This is a genomic window from Streptomyces cyaneofuscatus, from assembly GCF_033109485.1.
GTDB lineage: Bacteria > Actinomycetota > Actinomycetes > Streptomycetales > Streptomycetaceae > Streptomyces > Streptomyces cyaneofuscatus.
In genome coordinates this window covers 7383463-7408372 of sequence record NZ_CP137002.1, presented here as the reverse complement: position 1 = coordinate 7408372, position 24910 = coordinate 7383463, and the positions used below count along the sequence as shown (strand labels likewise).

Here is a 24910-nt window from a genome sequence, read left to right as displayed (position 1 = left end):
GCGCTGGCTCTTTCGGCGATGCGGAACGGGCGGGGGGCGGACGGCGGGGCGGGCCGGAGGCGTCCGTCGGGAACCTGAGCACACCTGGCCGGTCGGATGATCGTGCACTTGACTAAAGTTTCAGTCAACACGCCATCGGCATAGCCATCGGCATCGACCAGGTGTCCCGGGAGGACACCCCATGAGGAGGAGCACGCGATGAGCGACCGCAGAACGGCCATCCTGGAAGCAGCGGCCACCGTCATCGCACGGCGCGGCGTACGGGGACTGCGGGTGGAGGAGCTGGCGGTCGAGGCCGGCGTCTCCAAGGCCCTGATCTACTACCACTTCGAGGACCGCACCGGCCTGCTCCGGAGGACGCTGGCCTTCGTCAACAACCGCGCCGAGCGGTACACCGCCGAGCAGTCGGCCGTCGACGCGGCGACCGGCCCCGACGCCACGGCCTGGCCCGACGCCGCAGACGGCCCCGACGCGGCGACCGGTGCCGCCCCGGCCTCCGGGCCGCTCCGCCGGCTGGAGCAGGCGCTCCTGCTGGAGCTCCAGGACCTCCCCCACGTACGGGAGAACAGCACCGCCTGGGGCGAGCTCCGCGCGAGCGCCGTGTTCGACCCCGAGCTGCGGGGCGAGCTGGCCCTCGCAAGCGTGATCTGGGTCCGGGAGGTGGCCGACCAGCTGGGCGAGGTCCGGCCGACGGCGCCGGAATCCGCACTCGTCGCCTCCGCCGAACGCCTGACCGCCCTGCTCGAGGGCCTCAGCGCCCGGTGGCTCAGCGGCATTCTGCCCCTGACGGACGCCCGCACCCGGATGCGCGAGGCGATCGGGGTGGAGGTGGCCCACCTGGCCGGGCACACGGCCGACCGGTCGGCCGACGGCACGCCGACGAGCTCGAACAAACTTGACTGAAATTTCAGTCAATGCCACAGTGCCGTCAGTGCCGACCCGGCGCTCGCGCCGGGGCTGCGGACCAACGCGGTCCACCGCGCCGTGCCCCGCGCCCCCGGATAGCCTGTGAACGACCACGATCGGAGCACATCGTGTCCTACCGTCCCCCCACGCGTCGTACGGTCCTCCGCACCCTCGGCGGACTCGGCGCACTCGCCTTCGGGGCCGCGGCCTGCGGTCCGGACGACTACGCATCCGGCGCCGTCGGCACCGGCTCGGACCGCGCGCCCGAGGGGGAACGGCGGTTCGGCGCGGAGTGGGACAGCCACGCACGCACCTTCATGTCCTGGCCCGCGCTGGAGTCGGTCTGGGCGGAGGACCTCCCGTACGTCCGCGAGGACATCGCCCGCATCGCCCGCGCCATCGCGGAGTACGAGTACGTCGTCATGATGGCCAGGCCCGACCAGCAGAAGGCCGCCCAGCGCGCCTGCGGATCACAGGTCGAGGTCATCCCTCTCGCCGTGGACGACATGTGGGCCCGCGACACGGTCCCGGTCTTCGTCGAAGAGGGGGGCGAGGTCATCGGGGTCGACTTCAACTTCAACGGCTGGGGCGACAAGCAGGAGCACACGAACGACGCCCGCGTCGGCCGCACGCTGCTCACCAAGTACGGGATCCCGCGTGTCGAAGCCCCCCTCGTCGCCGAAGGCGGCTCCTTCGAGACCGACGGCGAGGGCACCCTGCTGATCACCGAGAGCTCGATCGTCAACGAGAACCGCAACCCGGGCCTGAGCCGGGACGACATCGAGGCCGACCTCATCGAGACCCTGGGGGTCGACAAGGTGGTGTGGCTGAAGGGGGTGCGCGGCCAGGACATCACCGACGCCCACGTGGACAGCCTCGTCCGCTTCACGGCGCCGGGCGTGGTCCTGCTCGACCAGGCGTTCCCCGGTACGCCCCCGGACTCCTGGTCGCGCGCCGCCGACCAGGCCAGAGAGGTGCTGAGCAAGGCGACCGATGCCCGGGGCCGGCGCTTCGAGGTGATCGACCTCCCGCAGCCCGACCTCGACAGGATCACCGGCGAGGGCGACGACTTCGTGTCGACCTACGCCAACTTCTACGTGGCCAACGACTCGGTCTTCATGCCCCGGTTCGGCGACCGCAAGGCCGACGACCGGGCCCGGGGAATCCTCCAGGAACAGTTCCCGGACCGCGACATCGTGCCGGTCGTGATCGACACCGTCGCCTCCGGAGGCGGCGGCATCCACTGCGCCACGCACGACCAGCCCGGCAAGCCGGTCAGCTGATCCCCGTCCACCGCACGGAACGGTCGTGACCACGACGGGCACGCCTGTCCCCCGCGCGCGGCCGACCCGCTTCGGCGGGCCGGCCGGTCACCCCGTCGGGTCGGACCTCAGTAGCGCTCCGGCAGGTCGCGCTCGGCGGGCCGTGGTGCGTGGGCGGAGAGGCCGGAGGGTGTCGTGGAGCGCGCGGTCGGGGCAGGTACCGACGGCTTCCCGCAGAAGGCCGCCTCCAGAGTGCCGCCCAGCGCGGTGTTCGCGGCGCCGCGGTTGGAGGTGTTGGCCAGGGCCGAAAGGCTGCGGCGGCCGTCGCGGGTGGAGAAGGCGTAGGTGTAGTAGCCCTGGACGGTGCCTGTGTGCCCGTACACCCGGGTGCCGCAGGACAGGTCGTAGCGGCGCAGACCGAGCCCGTAGAACCGGGTGTTGGTGCCGTCCGTCGGCGTGAGCGTGGTCATCGCCTCCAGCGTCGCCGGGGAGAGCAGCCGGCCGCGCATCAGGGCGCTGGTGAAGGTGTTGAGGTCGGCGGGGCTGGAGATGACGGCGCCCGCGGACTGCGCCCAGGACACGGTCTGCTCGGTGGAGTCGACGAGCGGCGCCCCGGCCTCGTCAGAGTGCAGATAGCCGCGTACATGCGTGCCCTTGATGCGTGTGTCGGGGTGGACGTACGCGGTCTGGCGCAGCCCCAGCGGCTTGATGATGCGCCGCTGGTAGGCGTCGGCCACCGGGCGTCCCGTCAGCTTCTCGATGAGCATGCCGACGACGACGAAGTTGGTGTTCGAGTACGCGTACGCTCCACCGGGCTCGGTGGTCCGGGGTTCGGCAAGGGAGAGGTCGAGCAGCTCTCGGTAGCTGAACACCCGGTTGCGCACGGCCTCGAAGCCCGGCACGGTCTCGTTGAACATGGCGTCGGTGTAGTCGGCCAGGCCGCTGCGATGGCTGAGGAGATGCCGGACCGTGATCCGGTCGTCGGGCAACAGCCCTTCGAGATACGTGTTGACGGGCGCGTCCAGCTTCAGCCTGCGCTCCTCCACCAGTTGGAGCAGCACGACACCGGAGAACGTCTTGCTGACGCTGCCGACCCGGAACCGTGCCCGGGTGTCCATGGCCGCGCCCGTTTCCCGGTCTCGTACGCCGACGGCTCTTGTCCTGACCCCGTCCGGGCCGGAGTAGCGGGCCATCGCTCCCGGCGCCCCGTTGGCCAACGCGGATTCGAGTGCGGCGACGATGCCGGCCATGTCGGGTGCGGGTGTCTGGGTTCGGATGGTGGCGGGGGCTGCGGACGCGCTGGTGGCGGGAGCGAGAGCACCGGCGAGAGCGGCGATCAGGGCTGTGCTCACGGCCAGACGCCGGTGTGAAAACAGGGGCAACGGTAGTCCTCGGTTCTTCTTCTCGGAGAGGGCAGGGTCCCAGGGGTACCGGCAGGTCACCACCAGTCGACGCCGTTCTTGGTGGCACAGCGGACCACGCCGTTGGTGGCGAGCGAACCGCAGACCCGGAACTGGTAGTCGGGGTCGGTGCTGGTGCGCTTGAAGGGAGTGGTCAGGCTCTGGCCATGGCTCTGCACGGTGAACGGTCCGCACTGGAGCCAGGGGCGGATCGGCCATTCGGGCCTGCCTCCGTCGTCCCACCCGTTGGCCCGCCAGTCCATCCACACCTTGTCGCCCGGACGGGTGGGGCCGCTGATCTTCCCGAAACCGATCTGCTGGCCCCCGTACACCCCCTTCTCCAGGGTGATGACGACGCCTCCGCCGAGGTCCAGGCGCCGAGGCTTGTCGGTGTCGCCGGAGGCGTTGTCCGGGTGGTCGCGGAAGCCCCGGGCGCCGCCCGTACAGTCCGAGGCGGCGGCCTGCGCCGGGGCGACCGGCCCCGTGACGGCCAGGCCGGCCGCGAGGGCGCACACCGCAGTGAGGGAGGTGAGCACGGAACGCGGTGAACTCATGTCGCAGATGTCCTTTCGGTGGCTGGGGGTCGCGACGTCAGCCTCGCCGGACCTTCATGTACGTCAACGAGCCGTTGCCGCGGACGTTTTGCGTACATGTGTGGTCACCCCGTGGGTGCGGACGGGCCCCGTGGTCCGCCCGGAACCGATCGTGGCGGGAGCACGCTGTGCCGGGCTATGGGGAGAAGTGCGTATGGACAGCGGCGGGTTACGGTGAAGAGGCACAGTCACGGGGACCTCGGGGGAAGTCGTCATGCCGGATCGGTACGCACGCATGCTGGACCTGGCGGTCGAGGTGATGGGCGCCGAGGCCCCTGAGTTGGTCTGGCCCCTGCTCACCGCGGAGCTGCTCACGGCGCTCGACGGGGAGCTGATCGTGGTCAAGGAGGTGCCCTGGACCCGTGATCAGGGCAGCGTGGTGATCCGGTCCCCGGAACCCCTGCCGGAAGTCGGCGGCGGTGACGGATCGGTGCAGGCCTACATCCGTTCGGGGTACCCCTTCATCGACCGCTACGGGGCCACATCCGACTGGACGCCGCAGAGCGCCGCACAGGTGGTGGGGGCGCGGACCTGGCGGAACAGTCCGACCGCCGACGCACTCCGTCAGGCGTTCGGGACACGGCACGTGTTCGGCCTGCCGCTGCCGGAGAGGGGACCGCACGTCAGCGGGTTCCTGGTGCACCGGTCCGGGGGCGACTTCTCCCGGCACGACGAGCGCTACGCGGCACGCGTGCAGCCACTGCTCAAGGCCGCGACGGCCCACCGGTCCCTCCTGATGGCGCTGCGCGCGTCATCCGGCAGCGCGCGCAGGCGGCAGGCCAACCAGGCCTTGGCGGCGCCGCTGACCCCGCGCGAGACGAACGTACTGCACCTGCTGGCGACGGGGCTGACCGCCGAGGGGATCGGACGCAGGCTGGGCATTTCGCCGCGCACCGTCCACAAGCACCTGAACGCGCTGTACCGAAAGCTCGGGGCCGCGGACCGGCTGAGCGCGGTGCTGCGCGCCCAGGGCGCGGGCCTGCTTCCCGGGTCGGCCGAGCCGACCGGCGCGCACCCTTCTCCGGCGGGCGGGAACCTGCCGCATCCCCCTCAGCCCAGGAAGCTCAGCCGCACCTGACGTTCCGCGTTGTCGACATTCGTGTCCGCGAAACTCCGTTAGGCAACCCGAGGATAGATCCAGTCACCGGGCCCGGCTACTTCGGGTCGCGGTTGAACTGTGCTGTCGACCAGCGGTACCCGAGTGCGGTCAGGCCGGCGCACCAGGCGATCGTGAGCCAGCCGTTGTTGCCGATCTCGGTGCCGAGGAGGAGACCGCGGAGGGTTTCGATGGCGGGCGTGAACGGCTGGTACTCGGCGATCGGCTGGAACCATCCCGGCATGGTCGCCGCGGGGATGAAGGCGCTGGAGATGAGGGGCAGGAGGATCAGGGGCATGGCCATGTTTCCGGCCGCCTCGGGGTTGGGGCTCGCCGCGCCCATCCCGACCGCGATCCAGGTCAGTGCCAGGGCGAACAGCGTTACCAGCCCGAGTGCCGCGGCCCACTCCAGTGCGGTGGCGTCCGTGGTGCGGAAACCGATCGCCACCCCGACCGCGCCGACCAGGACCACGCTCATCACGCACTGCAACACGCCGCCGACGACATGCCCCACCAGCAGAGAGCCCCGATAGATCGACATCGTACGGAAGCGGGCGGTGAGGCCCTCGGTCATGTCCGAGCAGACGGACACCGCTGCTCCGATCACGGTGCTGCCCACGGTCATCAACAGCAGACCGGGGACGATATAAGCAATGTAGTCGGAGCGGTCCGCGCCACCGCCACCGATGCCCGCGCTCATCACGTCGCCGAAGATGTAGACGAAGAGCAGCAGCATCATGATGGGCGTGAGCAGCAGGTTCAGGGTCCCGGACGGGTAGCGCCAGGCGTGCAGGAGATTGCGGCGCAGCATCGTTCTCGAGTCGCGTGCAGCAAGGTAGAGGCTGCTCATCGGGCGTTCTCCTTGGGCTGGTTGTGCTGGGCCGGGACGGTGGAGGCGGTGAGGGCGAAGAACACGTCGTCGAGGTCGGGGGTGTGGACGGTGAGTTCGTCGGCTTCGACACCGGCCGAGTCCAGCCAGTCGAGGACGGAGCGCAGTTCGCGCTGGCTGCCGTCGCTGGGGATCTGCAGCGCCAGCGCCTCGTCGTCGCGGACGGCCTCGCGCAGGGCGGAGGCGGCGGAGCGGTAGGCGTCCGGGTCGGTGAAGCGGAGCTTGACGTGTCCGCCGGGGACGATCCGCTTGAGTTCTTCGGCGGTGCCCTCGGCGGCGATCTTCCCGTTGTTGAGGACGGCGATACGGTCGGCGAGTTCGTCGGCCTCTTCCAGGTACTGGGTCGTGAGGAAGACCGTCACACCGTCGGCGACCAGCTCGCGGATGATGCCCCACATGGTGTGGCGGGAGCGGGGGTCGAGTCCGGTGGTCGGCTCGTCGAGGAAGATGATGCGGGGCCCGCCGACCAGGGTCATGGCGATGTCGAGGCGGCGTTTCATGCCACCGGAGTAGCCCGCGGCGGGCTTCTTGGCGGCGTCCACCAGGTCGAAACGCTCCAGCAGTTCGGCGGTGACGCGTCGCCCCTCACGCTTCGGCAGGTGGTGCAGGTCGGCCATGAGGAGCATGTTCTCCTCGCCGGTGATCAGCCCGTCGACGGCGGAGAACTGCCCGGTGACACCGATCGCCGCGCGCACGGCCTGCGGATCGGCGGCCAGATCGTGGCCGCCGACGCTCAGTTCACCGGCGTCGGCGGTGATGAGGGTGGAGAGGATCTTGACGGCGGTGGTCTTGCCCGCGCCGTTCGGGCCCAGCAGCGCGAAGACCGTGCCTGCCGGGACGGTCAGGTCGATACCGTCCAGGACGGCCTTGTCGCCGTAGGACTTCCGGAGCCCGACGGCGGAGAGGGCGGCCGGCGACGGGTGACCGTCGCCCTTTCTGGATGTGGGCATGACAGATGAAGGCATGTGGTTTCCTGATCGGTCAGGAGAATCGGCTACGTCGGCGCGCAGGATTGCGGCACCACGTGGTGGGGCTCGGACCGTGTCTGATCGCGTTGTTCCGAGGCTGAGGAATCACGTGCGGGGCAGGCCCGCCGGAGCGAGGCGGGGCCTACTTCTCAGTGGTGCCGGATGCCCTACTGGCGGACTCCTGATAGATGTCCGCGTAGGTACGCGAGTCCTTGATCAGGCCGTCACAGAAGGCGGCGACATCCGTGCCGATCAGTTCCAGGACCCCCTTGCCCGCGGCGACGCCCTCCTCGAAGAAATCGACGATCCCGGGGAGCAGGGGTCCGTCGGGCAGGTCGACCGGTCCGACTTTGAAGAAGTACTTCTGCATTTCCTGGTAGACGATCCGGTAGTCGGGCGGGAGCGCCTTGACGCGAGCCGTGTGCGCGCGCCACTGCTTCTTGCCTTCGATGATGTCCTGGATGCCCACGTCAGCCTCCCAGCCGGTTCAGTTTCCTTGCGACGTTCCGGTTCAACTGCTCACGCCACCGGTCGCGGTAGGTTCGCGCGCCTTCACCGCCGGCCAGCGCCGCGCAGAAGCTCTGGATATCGTCGCCGAGCACTTCCTTGGCGCCCTGCCCGTCCGCCGCTGCTTCTTCGAGAAGCCCCAGCGCGGAATCCAGGATCGGCATGACATTGCGGCCGGTGAAGTTACCGTGGGGCAAGAGGTGGACCTTGATCTGCCCCCACGCCTCCCGGTGGTCGTCCGGCAGAGCCGCAGCCCTGACTTCGAACGACTTCCACTCCCTCGTGAGATCGCTGCCGGTGATGGTCTCCCAGAAGTTCATCTCCCGCCCTCCTTGAGCTTGTCGATGCGTGTTGAGACGTACTGCCACTTCGCCCAGAACGTCGCGAGTTCCTCGCGACCGGCGTCGTTGAGCGCGTAGAACTTGCGCGGCGGACCGACCCCGGACGGCCGTTTCGTCACCTGGACGAGCTTGTTCCTCTCCAGCCGCAGCAGGATGGTGTACACCGTCCCCTCGATGACGTCACCGAAGCCGAGGTCGTTCAGCTGGCGAGTGATGGCGTACCCGTAGGTTTCCTCGCGGTCGATGATTTCGAGCACGCATCCTTCGAGCGTGCCCTTCAGCATCTCCGTCAGGCCGTCCATGGCGGAGCCCTCCTCACTCGCCCGGTACTCCGTAGTACCGAGTACCACTACACAGTATCACCGAGTACCGGTGACACGAAGGACTCGTCTGCATCAGGGGTACTCCCGGGGGCCAATCGGGCGGGGACGGCGCGCGGGCAGGACCGGGCCGACGCCGTGAAGATCGACGCCTGCTTCATCGCGGGCGTCATGGGCCTGTCGCCGCTGCCCCGCCTCGCCCGGGACTTCGAACATCGCGTCACCGATACCGAAGTGGAGAAATTGCGCGACGGTTCCTCCGTGACACCGCCAACCGCACCATCCGGTTCGTCGCCGACGAATCCGGCAGCAGCGCCCAAACATCCAGTTCGATTGGACCCGACGTGTCAAAGGCCACCGTGTACCGGTACATGGGGCTACTGGCCGACGGCAGCGCGCTGGAGGTCGAAGGCGAGCAGCGGGTGCCGGGAGGCTGTTGAGCGGCTCTGTCGGCTGCGGCGCGAGCGGGCCGTGACCGGCGCCGCCACAGCTGCCCCGGTTCCGGCCGAAGGGCACCGGCAGGTGTTCGCCGTGGCGATGGCGACCCTGCTGGCCGAGTTCATTGCCCACCTCGACCGACCTGGTGCCGATCCGGACGCCGGTCTGGTGGGCTGTCGCCGGCACCCGATGTGGCTCAGCCGGGACGAACTCACGTCGTTGATCGGCGAGATGCGTGACGTCTTGGTGCGCCGGATCACCAACGAGCCCTCGCCCGAGCGCAGCCGCTATCTGATCAGCCCGGCCCCTTTCCCCGCCGAGGAGTCCCCCGTCGCGAACAGCGAGGGACAAGGCAGGCCCTTCGCATGCGAGCGGGCGGAATGAGAAACGCTGCGACGGCAGATCCTAGAGGTCCGGGAGGTCCGCGGGCGCCTTCAGCAGCCGGTCCAGCTCCTGCCCGGCCCCGTCGTAACCGGCGTCCGAGATCCGCTGCAGTTCGCGCAGATCACCGCCGGCCACCGCGCGTCGGGTGAGCAGGAGACCGGCGCGCGGGGACCCCTCGTCCAGGAGTTCGCTCAGCTCATCGAGCTCGTCGGCTGCGTCGGCGAGGTCGGCCAGACGGTCCAGGGCGGTTTCGTTGCCCTCGTCGGCCAGCTCGCGCAGGGTGTCCCGGTCGAAGTTCGTGTTCGGCATGACGCCATGCTGCACCCCTGCCCCAGGGGAAGGGTCAAGTGGGACGATGGCCTGGTGATCACCATTGGACAGCTGGCCAGGTCCGTCGGGGTGTCGGTGAAGACCGTCCGCGTCTATCACGACAAGGGACTGCTCCCCGAGCCGGAGCGCGACGCGTCCGGCTACAGGCGGTACGGCGCGGACGACGCCATCGACCTGATCAAGATCCGTACGCTCGCCGAGGCAGGTGTCCCACTGGCCCGCATCCGGGACCTGCGAGCAGCGGACGACGCGTCCTTCCAGCAGGCTCTCGGGCAGATCGACGACGAGCTCACCGACCGCATCCGTGACCTGCGGGCCACGCAGGACCGTCTGCGCCGGCTCGCCGACGGACGTCTGGCACCGCTGCCGGAGGATGTCGGCGGATACCTGGAGCGATTGGCCCGGTGGGGGTTCACCCCGGACTGGGTGGAGCTGCAACGCGACTTGTGGATTCTCGCGTTCGCCACCCACCCGGACCATGCGATCACACTGTTCCGCGACCAGGCCGAGATGCTGGCGTTCCCCGCGCTGCGGCAGCTCTTCCTCGCCTACGACCAGGTGCGCGACCTCGACGCCGACAACCCCCGCGTCGACGACCTCGCCGACCGCATCATCGAGGCGACCCTGGAACGCTACGGGCCCGGCCGGCTGCCCGAGCTGGACGACGGGACCTCCGAGATCCCCGCCCTCATCCAGGGCACGGTCAACGCTTCGTCCCCGGCATGGCGGCGGCTCGACTCGCTCATCCGGGCAAGGCTGGGCCGATGACTCGGCTCGGGGCCGCGGACGGAGTACGGGACACCTAACGACGCCCGGACGGCGTCGAGATCCGGTCAGGCTTCGAGCCGGGCCGCCAGTCCGTCGAGGACCCGTTTGACCCCGTACGCGAAGTCGGCGTCGCGGATCTGCCGCGGGTGCGAGTCCTGTCGGGAGGAGCTCGCTTCCCGCAGCGGGGGGGGGTGAGTCCGCGCGGCCTCGTCGAAAGCCGGGCGCACCTCCGCCACCCACTCCTGCTCGGTTCTGCCGCTGCGGGCGATGAGTGAGAGGTACGCGGCCTCGGAGGTCGCCCGACGACGTAAGCCATGAGTGTCCCCAGAGCCCGTTCCGTCTCGTCCGCCGGGAAGCCCGCGGCCTCGAACCGGGCGAGCAGCCCCGACGCCATCCGCAGGGCGTTCGGCCCGATGTGGACGAGGCCGACCTGGCTCAGCTCGGGGGAGATCCAGGGGTGGCGCGGGACCATGGCGCGCAGGTCCGCGGTCTTCGCCGGTACGGGAGTCGGCGCGGCGTTCAGCGAAGACTACATGCCGGTGGTCTTCTCCCGCCTGGAGGAAGGCACGGGGTGCGTCTACATCGGTATGCGCTGCGGACCCAGGGTCGCGTGACGCGGTCCGGCCCCGGGCCCGGGGCTCCGGGGCCCTGGGGCCCTGGGGCCCTGGGGCCCCGGAGCCCCCTACGCGCCCACGTCCCGCCGGCTGAGGTCCTCATGCGTCTCGCGCCGGATCAGCAGCCGTGCCGTGCCGCGGTGCACCGCGACGACCGGCGGCCTGCCGACGAGGTTGTAGGCGGAGGCCATGGACGCCTGGTAGGCGCCCGCCACCGGCACCGCGATGAGGTCGCCGGGGCGTACGTCGGCGGGCAGCGGGACATCGCTCGCGATGACGTCTCCGGCCTCGCAGTGCCGGCCCACCACCGTGGCCGGGACCGGTCCGGCCGTGGTGGCGCGGCCGATTGGGCGGGGCGCGTAGCGGGCGCCGTACAGGGCGGGCCGGGGATTGTCGCTCATGCCGCCGTCGACGGCGACGAACAGCGTCGGGCCGGTGTGCTTGACGGCAAGCACGCGGTACAGCGCCACTCCGGCCGGGGCCGCGATCGCCCGGCCCGGTTCGATGAGCAGCCTCGGGACGGGCAGACCCGCCGCCGCACAGCTCGCGGCGAGTTCCGCGTACAGGCGGCGGGCGAGGGCCGTCGGGTCGAGTGCGCGTTCTCCCGGCCGGTAGGCGACCGCGTGCCCACCGCCGAGGTCGAGTTCGGGGAGGGTGACGCCGTGGCTCTCCTTGATCCGGGCCATCAGTCCGACCATGCGGCGCACCGCCACCAGGTACGGCTTGACGTCGGTGATCTGGGAGCCGATGTGGCAGTGCAGCCCGGTCAGTTCGAGCTGCGGCTGGCCGAGCACCCGCGCGATGGCGTGCTGGGCGGACCCGTCGGTGAGGGACAGGCCGAACTTCTGGCCGTCCGTACCGGTACGGATCTTCGCGTGGCCCCCGGCCGACACCCCGGGCACGACCCGCACCATGACCTTCTGCCGCCCGGCGGGGCCGGTGAGCGCGGCGATCCGGGCGATCTCCGAGGGGCTGTCGACGACGATCCGCCCGACCCCGACCAGCAGGGCCAGTTCGATGTCGCGCGGGGACTTCGCGTTGCCGTGCAGCACCATGCGCTCCGGCGGGAACCCGGCGGCGTGGGCGAGTTCGAGTTCCCCGGCGGAGCAGACGTCCAGCCCGAGCCCCTCCTCCTCGATCCACCGCACCATCGCCCGGGACAGGAACGCCTTGGCCGCGTAGACCACGTCGGCCTGCGGGAAGGCCGCCCGGTACGTCCGGCACCGGGCGCGTATCTCGTCCTCGTCCAGGACGTAGGCGGGGGTGCCGAAGCGGTCGGCCAGCTCGGCGAGGGAGACCCCGCCGACGCTCAGATGCCCCTGCGGCAGACGGGCGGTGGAAGCCGGCCAGACTGTCAGGTCGTCCGGGCCGGCGGACAGGGCGGTGAGCAGGGATGCGGGCATGGGGGTGTCTCCTCGGGAGGCGTGGGCAAGGAGCGCGGTCACAGCGCGCGGGCGGGCGCGTCGGCCGCGTTCACCGGCCCGGTGGCGACGGCCGGGGCCGTCAGGACCGGGTCGACGACGAGCCGGTCGATGCCGAGGGGTTCGGTGAGCGCGCGCAGAGCCGGTTCGGCGAGCGGGATCGCGGGCTGACCGGCGCCCAGCGTCGCGGTCACCAGGTCCCGGCGGCTGAAGCCGACGGCGGTGCGCTCCCCCAGCGGCGTACGGAACACCCGCAGCACGGGGCCCGCCGCTTGGGTCCGGACGGGCACGAACAGCAGCCCGGCCGGGGCCTGTTCATCGGGGTCGGGGTCCTCGGCGTACGAGAAGAGGCACATGGGATTCCTCCGGGTCGGTCGCGGCCGGCCCTCGCCGGGCCGCGTGACGTCGAAGCTATGCCCGCCCCGGACCGCCCAGCCCTGCCGCCTGACGCGACCCTGACGGACACCGGCCGATTCATACGGATCGCTGATGCTCCCGGCCCCCGGCTCGCCCTTCAATGGAACTGTGGAACACGATGAGACGGGGGCGGGGAGAGTGCGGCAGAGAATCGTGGTCGGCGTGGACGGCTCCCCGGGGAGCCTGGCAGCTCTGCACCGGGCCGCCGCCGAGGCGCGGGAACGCCATGCGGACCTGCACGTCGTGCTGGCCTGGCAGCTGCCCGGCGGCGGACTGGGCGGCCGGACCACCTACGGTCCCGCCGTGCTCCGGGAGTGCCGGGAGGCCGCCGCCGACGACCTCCGCGCCATCCTCGACTGCGCGTTCGCCGTGGAGCGGCCGGGCGTCCCCCTGTCCGGGCTGACCGTGCGCGGCGAACCCGGGGCGGTGCTGGTCGAGGCGGCCGGCTCGGCCGACGACCTCCTGGTCGTCGGCTCGGGCCCGCGGGGCAGACGGCTCCCCCGGCTGAGGCCTTCGGTGACCCGCTACTGCCTGGCCCACGCCCGCTGCCCCGTCCTCGCGGTCCCCCCGAACCCCCTCGAAGCCGAACTCGCCGCACTGCACAACACCCCCTGGTCCTTGTCGCACCTGCCCAGGGCACGCAAGCGGTGAGCATCGCACGGCATCGGGGCGCCGAGGCGGGGAGTGACCGAGCGAAGTCCGCTCTGCAGGGGCATCACCACACCGTTCTCGATGCTCTTGGTGGGAATCGACGCCGCCGCAGGCCAAGCGAGCTTGCCCGAGTACTGCTCTGGACCGCACTGGGTCTGATCCTGCTGCATTCGCCCCCGCTCTGGGGTCCTGGCTGAGCGACAGAACGCGGGAAGCGATCGCCCCACACCTGGCCGACGAGTCATCACTCGACCGAACGCGGCCCATCCGCTCGTATCGAGACCGTGACTCAGCCCTCCGGACACAGAAATCCCGGCCTGTGCCGGAAACGAGGTCGCACGCCCCCCAGGCTGGCGCTGATTCTCCTTCGCCGAGCGAACCGGAGCCGCGGTCCAGGCCTCAAGGCCGGTAGACGAGCTCGGTCAGGAACGCGACGATCATGGCCCAGACCCCGACACCGACAATCCACATGGTGCTCGACAGCGCACCGGCTGTGATGGCTGCCAGGCCGACGAGACCCGACACCCGTACGGCTGCAAGAACGCCGCGATCCGGACCCCAGGTATCCCTCATGTGACCAGCTTGTCGGGCGCCCCCGGCAAATGCCACGGAGCACGCGCATCACGGTCAGCTCCGCGAGCAGCATGCGCAGCGCTGCCTCCGGGCGCCGTTCGAGCAACCACCGGGTCAGCCGCCAGACCGCGCCTTCGGACCGGGGCGAGAACACGACACGTCCGAGCCTTCTCGTTCCCGCTCCCGGCCAGGAGAGCGGTCCGACAGCGATTCCAGCACCAGCCGGCGGACCAGGTCGGGATGCCGGGCAGCCAGGGCCACGGCGGTCGGACCCCCCGCCGACACCCCGGCGCAGGCCTCGACCTGGTCGATCCCCAGAAGCCCGCAGAGGACGGCCGAGGCGTCGGCGAAGCCCTCGGAAGCCGCCCCGACCGACAGGTCCGTGGCGCCGTAGCCGGGCCGCAAGGGAACCAGCAGCGAGTATCCCGCCGCACGGTAGACCTCTCCCCCAGTGACAGCCCGGCCCGCATATGGCCACCGGCCAGCACGACGATCACCGGACCATCGCGCGGCTCCCACCGGTATCCCAAGGAACCCGATGCGGTCCTGATGACTTCCGTCGGAAAATCCGCAGCCGTGCCGTCGCCTCGTACAGCCACTGTGAGCCCCCTAGTCGATCCCGGACGACCGGAAGACCGACCGCGCCGCTTCCTCGTCCATCCGGCGTGCGAGCCGGTCCAGACAGGCCGTACCCCGCACGAGGCTGCCACACCGGCGTGACTCGCGGGCATCGGCCTCCAGATGGAGCCAGAGGGACGGGTTGGCGCGCAGCAGGCAGAAGTCCAGTTGGGCCCGGGTGCCGCGGACATCGGTCAGGACCACGCGCTCGGACACGTCGGCAGGCCATTGGAGAGCGGACAGCTGGTCCGTGAGGACGACTCTCGTGGTGAACAGGTCCCGGACGACCAGTCGTCCGGGAGTCAGACTGATCCTCGGCGGGAGGAGAACCAGGAGCAGCACCGCCGCCAGACAGCCCCAGCCCGCCGTACGGGCCATGGTCACACCGGGGCCGACCGCGTCGACGAGCAGCGCGGCCACGAAGAACGCCGTCCCGATGACGACGGCCGCGCGCGCTTCCGGACGCCACAGAACGTCCTCGTGCCCGTCGGCCCCTGCGGGCGCGGGAGTTGGATCGTGCATCCCGGTCACGTTAGGGGGCACCGGGATGGGCGCGGCACCCCCATACGCAAGTCATACGCGCTCACGCCGGGTTCTGACGCATGCCTGATGGCCGGCCCACGCCGTACTCGACGAATTCACGCTCCAGGCGGAGTCCCGCGTTCCATGCCAGCAGGCGTCCTGGGCGGTCGTGCGACGCACAGGACAGGATGGCTCGGTGCCCGCGGGCGCTGACATCAGCCGTGTGGGCGATGAGACACGCGAGGGTCAGACGCCAGAGCCGCTCGTCGCGGAGGGGCGTGACGATCAGGTCCTCGTAGCGGCGTCCGAGGAAGCCGGTGCCGACGAGAGCCTGGACGCGTCCGTGCCGGAACGCGCCCCAGCCGAGCCCGGATGCGGCGAGGGCGTGCGCGCCCTCCCACGGTCCGTCAGCGGTCGCGCCGTCCGGCCCGCATGCGTCGAGCTGGGAGGCATCGGCGGCGGTGAGGCGCCGGACCTCGATTCCGTGCGGTACGTGGGGAGCTCCGGCCTGCGGCGCGGCCTGGAGGTAGAGCATTCTCTCGTCGGCGCACACGTCGTCGAACGCCTCGGCCAGCAAAGGCAGAAAGCGTTCCGGGGCTTCGACGCGGTGGTTCGCGAGTGGGGCCAGTTCCGCAGGGGGAAGTGCCCCGGGGTCACCCGCCAGGGTGGCACGCCCGCCGCAGGCGGCGGCGATGGCACGAGGCCGGGTCGGGTGGTCGCCCCACGACCACCCGGTTCGTGCGGCGAAGACGTGCTCCACCAGCGTGGCGGGCCCTGGGGCGCCGGGCAGGAGCAGCGGTTGACGGGCTGGGGCGAGCGGGACTGTGCGCGAGGTCATGCGAACTCCGGGGATGTGCGGGTGAAGCAGGTGCGGCCCCGGGGAGGGGGCCGCACCTGGTGTCAGCGCTGACCGGCCTTCCGGCCGTGGTTCGCCTCCTTCTTCCTGCGCGCCCTCTTTCTTACGGGCGCGTCGGGACATGGTGGGGCCGCCTTTCAGACGGTCTGGCCGACCAGTGAGTCGGCGAGTTTGGTGAGGCGCTTGACCGAGCGGGGCTCCTCGGCGACGGCGGCCGGGGGGACACGCTGATCGCGGTCGTAGTAGGCACCGTTGACGATCTCCACCGCCGGGTCGCAGAGCCGGACGACATGGGCCGCTCCTTCGGCCGGCGCTCCGCCCTCGTGGGCGTAGAGCGGCAGCAGGCTGGTGACGCAGACCCCGGGGTGTACGGAGACCGCGGTGACCCGGGGGTCCGCGGCGAAGACGGTCAGTGCCAGCTGGGACTGGGCGTAGGCCGCGAGCCGGGAGTAGCGCTTGGTCCTGTTGACGTCGTTCCACTGGATGGAACCCGTGCGGTGGAGCGAGGAGGACACGTTCACGACGCGGCCCCCGGGGTCGGCCGTGAGGGCCGGTTCCAGGAGGTGTGTCAGGAGGTAGTGGGCGAGGAAGTTCACCTGGAACGCGATCTCGTGCCCGTCCCCGGTGGTCGTGTGCCGCTCGGGGGCGGCCATTCCGGCATTGTTGACGAGCACGTCCAGGCGCGGGTGCTTCGCGAGGATCTGCTGAGCCAGCTGCTCGACCTCTTCCAGTCGGGCGAAGTCGGCCCCATGGGCGCAGAGTCGCTCGGCGGGCACGTCGGAGAGGGTGATCAGCCGGTCGGCGGCGGCGTGCGCCTCCTCGGCGGTCCGCCCGTGCAGGAGCACCGTCGCTCCGCGTTCGGCGAGCAGCCGAGCGGTCTGATGGCCGATACCGGTCGTGGCTCCGGTGACGAGGACGGTGCGTCCGGACAGTGAAGAAGACATGCGTCATCCAAGGTTCTGGGAACGATGAGAACGAAGAGGCCCCGCGGCACGATGCTCGCGGGGCCGGAAGGTCGGGTGGCGGGGCGTCAGCCCTCGACACGCTCACTTTCCGAACAGCAGGCCGCGCGGCCGGACGGCGCCTGATGAGGCGGCCGGTCGAGCAGGAGCCAGGTGCTGTTCACCCCTCCATGGAATCCCTTGCCGCTGCCGGAGACAAGCACGGCAGCACTCCTCTTACGCCCCTCTGACGGTGTGGGCCGGGAGCGCGGACCGCGGCCGGCTCACCACGCTCTCAGGAGTGACCGGCGTGACGGTCGTCGCCCGGCCTCGAGGTGTTTCCGCGGGGCAGCGTCAGGACCATGGTCAGCCCGCCGCCCGGGGTGTCTTCGGCAGTGAGGGTGGCCTGGATGGCTTCGGTGAAGCCTCGTGCGACGGCCAGGCCGAGCCCGACGCCCGCACCCCGCGGGGCGTCGCCGAGTCGCTGGAAGGGTTCGAAGATGTGCTCCTTGGCCGTGTCGGGGACGCCGGGCCCGCGGTCGACGACGCGGAGTTCGACGCGGTCGCGCAGACTGCTGGCGGAGACGAGTACGCGCCGGTCTTCCGGGCTGTACTTGACGGCGTTCTCGACGATGTTGGCGACGATGCGTTCCAGCAGGCCGCGGTCGACGGCGACCATCGGGAGGGTTTCCGGGATGTCCAGTTCCACACTGCCGTCGGGGACGCCGCGCAGCGCCATGGGTACGACCTCGTCGAGGTCCGTCTCCCGGATCAGCGGGACGACGGTGCCGGTGTTGAGGCGGGACATGTCCAGGAGGTTGCCGATGAGCGCCGAGAGGCGGTCGGCTCCGTCCTCGATGCCTTCGAGGAGCGCCTCGCGATCGGTCTCCGACCAGTCGACGTCGTCGGAGCGCAGTGAGGTGACCGAGGCCTTGATGCCGGCGAGGGGGGTGCGGAGATCGTGGCTGACGGCCGCGAGCAGTGCGGTGCGGAAGCGGTCGCTCTCGGCGAGTTTGCGCGCCTCCTCGGCCTGTCCGACCAGTCGTTGGCGGTCCAGTGCCACCGCTGCCTGGGCGGCGAAGGCACCCAGGACCCTGCGGTCCTCGGCCGGAAGAGCCCGGCCGCTCAGGACCAGGGCCAGGTTCTCCCCCACCGGTATGTCGACGTCGGCGGCCTCCGGGCGGTCGACCGGAGGCGCGCCGACAGCCGCCGTGCACGTCCACGGCTCGACCTCGCTGGTCCGTTCCAGGAGGGCGACGGAGTCCATGGCGAAGGTTTCCCGGAGTCGTTCCAGCAAGGCGTCGAGGGAGTTCTCACCCCGCAGGATGCTGCCGGCGAGGAAGGAGAGGATCTCCGACTCGGCGCGCAGCCGGGCGGCCTGGTGGGTACGGCGGGCCGCGAGGTCGACGACCGAGGCGACGGAGACGGCCACCGCGACGAAGATGACGATGGCGACGATGTTCTTGGGGTCGGAGACGGTGAACCGGTGCAGCGGGGTGGTGAAGAAGTAGTTCAGCAGCAGAGACCCGAACGCGGCTGACGCGAGGGCCGGGAGCATTCCGCCGAGGAGGGCGGCCGCGACGGTGGCGGTGAGGAACAGCAGCATGTCGTTGGCGAGCCCGATGTCGGGCACGACGGTGCTGAGCAGCAGGGTGAGGAGGGCGGGACCGGCGACCCCGGCCAGCCAGCCCCAGATGATCCGGGCCTTCCCCAGCCTGGCGCCTCGGGCGATGGGCAGACCGCGGCCCTTGGCGACGGAGTCGTGCGTGACGATGTGTACGTCGAGGTCGGGGCCGGACTCCCGGGCCACGGTGGCGCTGACGCCGGGGCCGAGCATGTACTGCCAGGTCCTGCGACGGCTGACGCCGAGGACGATCTGGGTGGCGTTGACGCCCCGGGCGAACTCCAGCAGGGCTGCGGACACGTCGTCGCCGATGACATGGTGGAAGGTGCCGCCGAGGTCCTCGACCAGGGTCCGCTGAAGGGCCAGCTCCTTGGGGGAAACCGCCTTGAGTCCGTCGCTGGCCGCGATGTAGACGGCCAGCACCTCGCCGCCGGCGCCCTTTTCGGCGAGGCGGGCCGCCCGGCGGATGAGGGTGCGGCCCTCGGGCCCGCCGGTCAGCCCGACGACGATGCGTTCGCGGGCCTGCCAGGTGGTGCGGATGTTGTGCTCGCCCCGGTACTGCTGGAGGTACTCGTCGACCCGGTCGGCGACCCAGAGCAGGGCCAGCTCGCGCAGGGCGGTGAGGTTGCCGGGGCGGAAGTAGTTCGAGAGGGCGGCGTCCATCTTGTCGGGCTGGTAGATGTTGCCGTGCGCCATCCGGCGGCGCAGCGCCTGGGGCGACATGTCGACCAGCTCGATCTGGTCGGCCCGGCGCACCACCTCGTCGGGGACGGTCTCGCGCTGCCGGACTCCGGTGATGGACTCGACGACGTCGCCGAGGGACTCCAGGTGCTGGATGTTGACCGTGGATATGACGTCGATCCCGGCCTTGAGCAGCTCCTCGACGTCCTGCCAGCGCTTGGCGTTGCGGGAACCCGGGACATTGGTGTGGGCCAGCTCGTCCACCAGCGCCACGGCCGGGGCCCGCTGAAGGACCGCGTCGACGTCCATCTCGGTGAACGTGCTGCCCCGGTACTCCAGCTCCTGGCGCGGGAGGAGTTCCAGTCCGTGGAGCATCACCTCGGTGCGCGGCCTGCTGTGGTGCTCCACAAAGGCGATGACCGCGTCGGTCCCGCGCTCGACCCTGCGGTGCGCCTCGGACAGCATCGCGTACGTCTTGCCGACACCCGGTGCGGCCCCGAGGTAGATGCGCAGCTTTCCGCGTCCCATGATGACTTCTCGTTCTTCCGTGGTGGATGGGCCGTCAGAGCTCGAACCGGTAGCCCATACCGGGTTCGGTGATCAGATAGCGGGGATGGGCCGGGTCTGCTTCGAGCTTGCGTCGCAGCTGGGCCATGTAGACCCGCAGATAGTTGGTGTTCTCCGCATGAGCGGGTCCCCAGACCTCCCGCAGGAGGGCGCGCTGGGAGACCAGACGGCCAGGACTGACGACCAGCATTTCGAGGATGTGCCACTCGGTCGGAGTCAGCCGGACGTTGACGCCGTCCCGGTAGACCTTCTTCGACACCAGGTCGATGGTGAAGCCGTCCGTCGTGACGACGGGCGAGGTTTCCGTCCCGGTTCCCGTCCGGCGTCGCCGGGTGGCCGCTCGCAGCCGCGCCAGCAGCTCGTCCATGCTGAACGGCTTGGTCACGTAGTCGTCGGCGCCCGCGTCCAGCGCACGGACCTTGTCCTCGGACAGATGCCGGGCGGACAGGACCAGGATGGGTACCTGGCTCCACACCCGGATGGCCTTGATGACCTCGACACCGTCCATGTCCGGCAGCCCGAGGTCCATCAGGATGGCGTCGGGCATGAGGGATGCGGTCAGCCGCAGCGCCGCATCGCCGTCGAGGGCCTCCTCGACCTCGTACGCACGTGCCTGGAGGTTGATCCTGAGGGCGCGCACCAGTTGTACGTCGTCCTCCACCACGAGCACCCGGGACATGGGCTGTGCACTTTCCCCTTGGTTGTGGACAGCTAAGGAGCCGGTGGGATGCGGACTCTCCGTATCCCACCGGCTCACGTTCTGTCGGCTCGGTTCCATCAGTCCTGGGCGAGATCTCGGAGCGCGGTGTTCAGCTCAAGGACGTTCACCCGGGGCTCGCCCATGAAGCCGAGGAGCCGGCCGGTCGTGTGGTCCTGGACGAGGTCCTCGACCTTCTTGACGTCGAGGCCGTTCTTCTCGGCGACCCGGTGGACCTGGAGCTTCGCGTACGCCGGTGAGATGTCCGGGTCCAGGCCAGAGCCGGAGGACGTGACGGCGTCGGCCGGGACATCGGCGGGCTTCACCTTGTAGGTGGGGGTGGAGTTGTCCTTCACCACGGCTGCCTTGGCGTCCTTCACCCACTGGATGAGCTCCTCGTTGTCTCCGGCGCGGTTGGTGGCGCCGGAGAGGATCAGGGAGTACTGGGTGTTGACGCTGTTGGTGCCGAGGCCGTTGGACGGGCGGGGCTGGAACCACTTCAGGTCCGGGGCGGGTGACTCCTCCCCCTCCTTCAGCGGGAGGTCGTAGCGCTGGCCGATGAGGGACGAGCCGACGACCTGCCCTTCCTTGTCCTTGATCTCGGAACCGTTGGCCTTGTCGTTGAACAGGGCCTGGGCCACGCCGGTCACGGCGAGCGGGTAGATCACCCCGCAGACGAGGGTCAGGACGAGCAGGGCGCGGAGCCCCGCACCGAGTACGCGCGCGGTGCTGCTGACGGCGTTGTTGGTCATGGCGGATCAGCCGATTCCGGGGATGAGGGAGAGGAGCAGGTCGATGATCTTGATGCCGATGAACGGGGCGATCAGGCCGCCGAGTCCGTACAGGGCGAGGTTGCGGCGCAGCATCTTGTCCGCACTGGCGGGCCGGTAACGGACACCCTTGAGGGCGAGCGGCACCAGCGCGACGATGACCAGGGCGTTGAAGATGACCGCGGACAGGATCGCGGACTCCGGCGAGGCGAGTCCCATGATGTTGAGCTTGTCCAGCGACGGGTACGCCACGGCGAACATGGCCGGGATGATCGCGAAGTACTTCGCGACATCGTTGGCGATCGAGAAGGTGGTGAGGGCTCCTCGGGTGATGAGGAGTTGTTTGCCGATCTCGACGATCTCGATGAGTTTGGTGGGGTTGGAGTCGAGGTCCACCATGTTCCCGGCCTCCTTGGCGGCCGAGGTTCCGGTGTTCATCGCGACGCCGACGTCGGCCTGGGCCAGGGCGGGGGCGTCGTTGGTACCGTCGCCGGTCATCGCGACGAGCTTGCCGCCGGCCTGCTCGCGCTTGATGAGGGCCATCTTGTCCTCAGGCGTGGCCTCGGCCAGGAAGTCGTCGACCCCCGCCTCCTCGGCGATCGCCTTCGCGGTCAGCGGGTTGTCACCCGTGATCATGACCGTCTTGATCCCCATCCGACGCAGCTCGTCGAACCGCTCCCGCATGCCCTCCTTCACCACGTCCTTGAGATGGATCACCCCGAGCACGCGTGCCCCGCGGGCGTCCTCCGTCGCCACCAGCAGCGGCGTGCCACCGGCCTGGGAGATCTGTTCGGTGATGGCCTGCGCGTCCTCGGATTCGCTCCCTCCCCGCTCCTTGACCCAGGCCGCGACCGAGCCGGTCGCGCCCTTGCGGACCTTGACCTCGGCCAGGTCGACGCCCGACATCCGGGTCTGCGCAGTGAACGCGATCCACTCGGCGTCGGTCAGTTCCCCCTGGTCCCGCCCGCGCAGCCCGTGCTTCTCCTTGGCCAGCACGACGATCGACCGGCCTTCGGGCGTCTCGTCGGCCAGGGAGGAGAGCTGCGCGGCATCCGCGAGTTCCGTCTCCTCCACGCCCTGGACCGGGACGAACTCGGCCGCCTGACGGTTGCCCAGGGTGATGGTGCCGGTCTTGTCGAGGAGCAGGGTCGACACGTCGCCGGCTGCTTCGACCGCGCGCCCGGACATGGCCAGGACGTTGCGCTGGACGAGGCGGTCCATGCCGGCGATGCCGATCGCGGACAGCAGGGCCCCGATGGTGGTGGGGATCAGGCAGACGAGCAGCGCCGCGAGCACGATGAGTGAGGTCTGGTCGTCGGCGCCCGCGTAGATCGCGAACGGCTTCAGGGTGACCACGGCGAGCAGAAAGACGATCGTGAGGGACGCCAGCAGGATGTTCAGGGCGATCTCGTTGGGCGTCTTCTGCCGGGCGGCGCCCTCGACCAGGTTGATCATCCGGTCGATGAAGGTCTCGCCCGGCTTGGTGGTGATCCTGATGACGACGCGGTCGGACAGCACCTTCGTACCGCCGGTCACCGCACTGCGGTCACCGCCGGACTCCCGGATGACCGGCGCCGACTCACCGGTGATCGCGGACTCGTCGACGGAGGCGACCCCCTCGACCACGTCCCCGTCGCCGGGGATGACGTCTCCGGCCTCGCAGACCACCAGGTCCCCGATCCGCAGATCGGCCCCCGGGACCTGCTCCTCGTCCGCACCGGCCAGCCGGCGGGCGACGGTGTCGGTCTTGGCCTTGCGCAACGTGTCGGCCTGCGCCTTGCCCCGGCCCTCGGCGACCGCCTCGGCGAGGTTGGCGAAGATCGTGGTCAGCCAGAGCCAGGCGGTGATCGCCCAGCCGAACCAGTCGGTCGGATCGGTGAGCGCGAGCACGGTGGTGACGACCGAGCCGACCAGTACGACGAACATCACCGGCGACTTGATCATCACGCGTGGGTCGAGCTTGCGCAGCGCGTCCGGGAACGACTTCAGCAACTGCTTCGGGTCGAACAGTCCCCCGCCGACACCGCCCCCGGAAGGCGACAGGTCTCCGTGCGGAGCTCGGGTGGGAGTGGGAGTGACGGTGCTCATGAGGCGAGCCCTTCGGCGAGCGGGCCCAGCGCGAGGGCGGGGAAGTAGGTGAGTCCGGTGATGATGAGGATCGTGCCGACCAACAGCCCCACGTAGAGCGGCTTGTCGGTGCGCAAGGTGCCCGCGGTCTCGGGCACCGGCTTCTGCTCGGCGAGCGAACCGGCCAGGGCCAGGACGAACACGATCGGCAGGAACCGGCCGAGCAGCATCGCGATGCCGATGGTCGTGTTGAACCACTGGGTGTCGGCGTTGAGCCCGGCGAAGGCGGAGCCGTTGTTGTTGGCGCCGGAGGTGTAGGCGTACAGGATCTCGGAGAAGCCGTGCGCGCCCGTGTTGGTCATCGAGTTGCCGGGCGTGGGCAGGGCCATCGCGACGGCGGTGAAGCCGAGTACGAGCGCCGGGGTGACGAGGATGTAGCAGGCGGCGAACTTGATCTGCCGGGTGCCGATCTTCTTGCCGAGGTATTCGGGTGTGCGTCCGACCATGAGACCGGCGATGAACACGGCGATGATCGCCATGATCAGCATGCCGTAGAGGCCGGAGCCGACGCCGCCGGGAGCGATCTCGCCGAGCTGCATGCCCAGCATCGTGATGCCGCCGCCGAACCCGGTGTACGACGAGTGGAACGAGTTCACGGCACCCGTCGACGTCAGCGTCGTACTCACCGCGAACAACGACGAGCCGGCGATCCCGAAGCGGGTCTCCTTGCCCTCCATGGCCCCGCCCGCGATCTCGAAGGCGGGCCCGCGGTGCGCGAACTCCGTCCACATCATCAGCGCGACGAAACCGACCCAGATCACCGCCATCGTGCCGAGGATGGCGTACCCCTGCTTCAGCGAACCGACCATCCGGCCGAAGGTCCGCGTCAGCGCGAACGGGATCAGCAGGATGAGGAAGATCTCGAACAGGTTGGAGAGGGGGTTCGGGTTCTCGAAGGGGTGGGCGGAGTTGGCGTTGAAGTAACCGCCACCGTTCGTACCCAGCTCCTTGATGGCCTCCTGCGAGGCGACCGCCCCGCCGTTCCACTCCTGCGTACCGCCCATGAACTGGCCGACCTGGTGGATGCCCGAGAAGTTCTGGATCGCCCCGCAGGCGACCAGGACGATCGCACCGATCACGGAGATCGGAAGCAGGATGCGGACCGTGCCGCGCACCAGGTCGGCCCAGAAGTTGCCGAGCTCGCCGGAACGGGACCGGGCGAAACCCCGCACGAGCGCCACCGCCACGGCCATGCCGACCGCGGCGGACACGAAGTTCTGCACCGCCAGGCCACCGGTCTGCACGACGTGGCCCATGGCCTGCTCGCCGTAGTACGACTGCCAGTTGGTATTGGCGACGAAGGAAGCGGCGGTGTTGAACGCCTGGTCCGGGTCGATCGAGGAAAAGCCGAGCGAACCGGGCAGCGATCCCTGCACCCGTTGCATCAGGTACAGGAACAGGACGCTCACCGCCGAGAACGCGAGCACCCCGCGCAGATAGGCGGGCCAGCGCATTTCGGCGGCCGGATTGGCGCCGATGGCCTTGTATATCCACTTCTCCGGCTTGTAGTGCTTCTCGGAGGAGTAGACCTTGGCCATGTAGTCGCCCAGCGGACGGTAGGCCAGTCCAAGGGCAGCGATAAGAACGGTGAGCTGGAGCACACCAGCGATCTGGGAACTCATATCAGAA

At 70.0% G+C, this 24910-nt stretch carries 27 protein-coding genes; 7 read left to right on the top strand and 20 right to left on the bottom strand.

Annotated features, from left to right (window positions below):
• Positions 1 to 198: 198 nt before the first annotated feature.
• Together R2B67_RS32835 and R2B67_RS32830 are read left to right on the top strand one after the other, a co-directional pair.
• Positions 199 to 903: a TetR/AcrR family transcriptional regulator gene (locus R2B67_RS32835; RefSeq protein WP_317823343.1), complete on the top strand. Its 705-nt coding sequence runs from the start codon at positions 199 to 201 to the stop codon at positions 901 to 903.
• A gap of 131 nt (positions 904 to 1034) precedes the next feature.
• Positions 1035 to 2189 carry an agmatine deiminase family protein gene (locus R2B67_RS32830; protein WP_317823339.1) on the top strand — a complete coding sequence of 385 codons (1155 nt, stop codon included), beginning with the start codon at positions 1035 to 1037 and terminating at the stop codon, positions 2187 to 2189.
• Positions 2190 to 2296: 107 nt separating this feature from the next.
• Here R2B67_RS32830 and R2B67_RS32825 read toward each other — a convergent pair whose 3' ends face one another.
• Positions 2297 to 3550: a serine hydrolase domain-containing protein gene (locus R2B67_RS32825; RefSeq protein WP_381074863.1), complete on the bottom strand. Its 1254-nt coding sequence runs from the start codon at positions 3548 to 3550 to the stop codon at positions 2297 to 2299.
• 56 nt (positions 3551 to 3606) lie between these two features.
• Positions 3607 to 4122: a hypothetical protein gene (locus R2B67_RS32820; RefSeq protein ID WP_317823326.1), complete on the bottom strand. Its 516-nt coding sequence runs from the start codon at positions 4120 to 4122 to the stop codon at positions 3607 to 3609.
• A 253-nt stretch (positions 4123 to 4375) separates the two neighbouring features.
• Here R2B67_RS32820 and R2B67_RS32815 point away from each other — a divergent pair, with 253 nt between their 5' ends.
• Positions 4376 to 5239, top strand: coding sequence for a helix-turn-helix transcriptional regulator (locus R2B67_RS32815; protein WP_317823323.1), 864 nt, complete (start codon positions 4376 to 4378; stop codon positions 5237 to 5239).
• Between the two features lie 76 nt (positions 5240 to 5315).
• Here the strand turns inward: R2B67_RS32815 and R2B67_RS32810 are convergent, their stop codons facing one another.
• The 5 genes from R2B67_RS32810 to R2B67_RS32790 form a co-directional block, all read right to left on the bottom strand.
• Entirely contained in the window at positions 5316 to 6107 is a 792-nt protein-coding gene (locus R2B67_RS32810) for an ABC transporter permease (RefSeq protein ID WP_317823321.1), read from the bottom strand.
• Positions 6104 to 7096 (bottom strand): ATP-binding cassette domain-containing protein, encoded by a 993-nt coding sequence (locus R2B67_RS32805; RefSeq protein ID WP_317823319.1) that lies wholly within the window; start codon positions 7094 to 7096, stop codon positions 6104 to 6106. The genes R2B67_RS32810 and R2B67_RS32805 overlap by 4 nt, the downstream gene beginning before the upstream one ends.
• A 160-nt stretch (positions 7097 to 7256) precedes the next feature.
• On the bottom strand, positions 7257 to 7583 hold the full coding sequence (locus R2B67_RS32800; RefSeq protein WP_317823318.1) for a DUF1048 domain-containing protein: 327 nt from the start codon (positions 7581 to 7583) through the stop codon (positions 7257 to 7259).
• A 1-nt stretch (position 7584) separates the two neighbouring features.
• Entirely contained in the window at positions 7585 to 7941 is a 357-nt protein-coding gene (locus R2B67_RS32795) for a DUF1048 domain-containing protein (RefSeq protein ID WP_317823316.1), read from the bottom strand.
• The gene (locus tag R2B67_RS32790; protein ID WP_215101287.1) at positions 7938 to 8264 is read right to left on the bottom strand and encodes a PadR family transcriptional regulator; all 327 of its coding nucleotides are present in this window, start codon (positions 8262 to 8264) and stop codon (positions 7938 to 7940) included. The genes R2B67_RS32795 and R2B67_RS32790 overlap by 4 nt, the downstream gene beginning before the upstream one ends.
• Positions 8265 to 8420: 156 nt before the next feature.
• On the opposite strand from R2B67_RS32790, the gene R2B67_RS32785 reads away from it, so the two are divergent.
• Positions 8421 to 9104, top strand: coding sequence for a hypothetical protein (locus R2B67_RS32785; RefSeq protein ID WP_317823313.1), 684 nt, complete (start codon positions 8421 to 8423; stop codon positions 9102 to 9104).
• Positions 9105 to 9125: 21 nt separating this feature from the next.
• Here the strand turns inward: R2B67_RS32785 and R2B67_RS32780 are convergent, their stop codons facing one another.
• The gene (locus R2B67_RS32780; RefSeq protein ID WP_317823310.1) at positions 9126 to 9413 is read right to left on the bottom strand and encodes a hypothetical protein; all 288 of its coding nucleotides are present in this window, start codon (positions 9411 to 9413) and stop codon (positions 9126 to 9128) included.
• A gap of 54 nt (positions 9414 to 9467) precedes the next feature.
• Here R2B67_RS32780 and R2B67_RS32775 point away from each other — a divergent pair, with 54 nt between their 5' ends.
• Positions 9468 to 10202: a MerR family transcriptional regulator gene (locus tag R2B67_RS32775; protein WP_317823306.1), complete on the top strand. Its 735-nt coding sequence runs from the start codon at positions 9468 to 9470 to the stop codon at positions 10200 to 10202.
• A gap of 34 nt (positions 10203 to 10236) precedes the next feature.
• On the opposite strand, the gene R2B67_RS36105 is transcribed toward R2B67_RS32775, so the two are convergent.
• A complete protein-coding gene (locus R2B67_RS36105) occupies positions 10237 to 10674 on the bottom strand; it encodes a hypothetical protein (RefSeq protein ID WP_381074859.1) in 438 nt (145 codons plus the stop codon).
• Here R2B67_RS36105 and R2B67_RS36100 point away from each other — a divergent pair.
• Complete coding sequence (locus tag R2B67_RS36100) at positions 10673 to 10816, top strand: hypothetical protein (protein WP_381074857.1); 144 nt, start codon at positions 10673 to 10675, stop codon at positions 10814 to 10816. The two genes, R2B67_RS36105 and R2B67_RS36100, sit on opposite strands and share 2 nt — an antisense overlap.
• A gap of 68 nt (positions 10817 to 10884) precedes the next feature.
• Here the strand turns inward: R2B67_RS36100 and lysA are convergent, their stop codons facing one another.
• Together lysA and R2B67_RS32760 are read right to left on the bottom strand one after the other, a co-directional pair.
• A complete protein-coding gene (lysA, locus tag R2B67_RS32765) occupies positions 10885 to 12219 on the bottom strand; it encodes a diaminopimelate decarboxylase (protein WP_317823287.1) in 1335 nt (444 codons plus the stop codon).
• Between the two features lie 38 nt (positions 12220 to 12257).
• Positions 12258 to 12593, bottom strand: coding sequence for an SAV_915 family protein (locus R2B67_RS32760; RefSeq protein ID WP_317823285.1), 336 nt, complete (start codon positions 12591 to 12593; stop codon positions 12258 to 12260).
• Positions 12594 to 12792: 199 nt separating this feature from the next.
• Here R2B67_RS32760 and R2B67_RS32755 point away from each other — a divergent pair, with 199 nt between their 5' ends.
• Positions 12793 to 13305 (top strand): universal stress protein, encoded by a 513-nt coding sequence (locus R2B67_RS32755; RefSeq protein WP_317823271.1) that lies wholly within the window; start codon positions 12793 to 12795, stop codon positions 13303 to 13305.
• A 399-nt stretch (positions 13306 to 13704) separates the two neighbouring features.
• Here the strand turns inward: R2B67_RS32755 and R2B67_RS32750 are convergent, their stop codons facing one another.
• The 9 genes from R2B67_RS32750 to kdpA all read right to left on the bottom strand — a co-directional run bounded on the left by R2B67_RS32750 (position 13705) and on the right by kdpA (position 24903).
• Positions 13705 to 13878 (bottom strand): hypothetical protein, encoded by a 174-nt coding sequence (locus R2B67_RS32750; protein ID WP_317823268.1) that lies wholly within the window; start codon positions 13876 to 13878, stop codon positions 13705 to 13707.
• Between the two features lie 609 nt (positions 13879 to 14487).
• The gene (locus R2B67_RS32745) at positions 14488 to 15018 is read right to left on the bottom strand and encodes a hypothetical protein (protein ID WP_317823265.1); all 531 of its coding nucleotides are present in this window, start codon (positions 15016 to 15018) and stop codon (positions 14488 to 14490) included.
• A gap of 61 nt (positions 15019 to 15079) precedes the next feature.
• Positions 15080 to 15856, bottom strand: coding sequence for a GNAT family N-acetyltransferase (locus R2B67_RS32740; RefSeq protein WP_317823258.1), 777 nt, complete (start codon positions 15854 to 15856; stop codon positions 15080 to 15082).
• Positions 15857 to 16011: 155 nt separating this feature from the next.
• Positions 16012 to 16818 (bottom strand): SDR family NAD(P)-dependent oxidoreductase, encoded by an 807-nt coding sequence (locus R2B67_RS32735; RefSeq protein ID WP_317823255.1) that lies wholly within the window; start codon positions 16816 to 16818, stop codon positions 16012 to 16014.
• A gap of 292 nt (positions 16819 to 17110) precedes the next feature.
• Positions 17111 to 19648 carry a DUF4118 domain-containing protein gene (locus tag R2B67_RS32730; RefSeq protein ID WP_317823252.1) on the bottom strand — a complete coding sequence of 846 codons (2538 nt, stop codon included), beginning with the start codon at positions 19646 to 19648 and terminating at the stop codon, positions 17111 to 17113.
• 34 nt (positions 19649 to 19682) lie between these two features.
• The gene (locus R2B67_RS32725) at positions 19683 to 20366 is read right to left on the bottom strand and encodes a response regulator (RefSeq protein ID WP_317823248.1); all 684 of its coding nucleotides are present in this window, start codon (positions 20364 to 20366) and stop codon (positions 19683 to 19685) included.
• A 98-nt stretch (positions 20367 to 20464) separates the two neighbouring features.
• A complete protein-coding gene (locus R2B67_RS32720) occupies positions 20465 to 21136 on the bottom strand; it encodes a potassium-transporting ATPase subunit C (protein ID WP_317823247.1) in 672 nt (223 codons plus the stop codon).
• Positions 21137 to 21142: 6 nt separating this feature from the next.
• The gene (kdpB, locus tag R2B67_RS32715) at positions 21143 to 23242 is read right to left on the bottom strand and encodes a potassium-transporting ATPase subunit KdpB (protein ID WP_317823245.1); all 2100 of its coding nucleotides are present in this window, start codon (positions 23240 to 23242) and stop codon (positions 21143 to 21145) included.
• A complete protein-coding gene (gene kdpA / locus R2B67_RS32710; RefSeq protein ID WP_317823239.1) occupies positions 23239 to 24903 on the bottom strand; it encodes a potassium-transporting ATPase subunit KdpA in 1665 nt (554 codons plus the stop codon). Before kdpA ends, kdpB begins: the two co-directional genes overlap by 4 nt.
• Between the last annotated feature and the right edge of the window lie 7 nt (positions 24904 to 24910).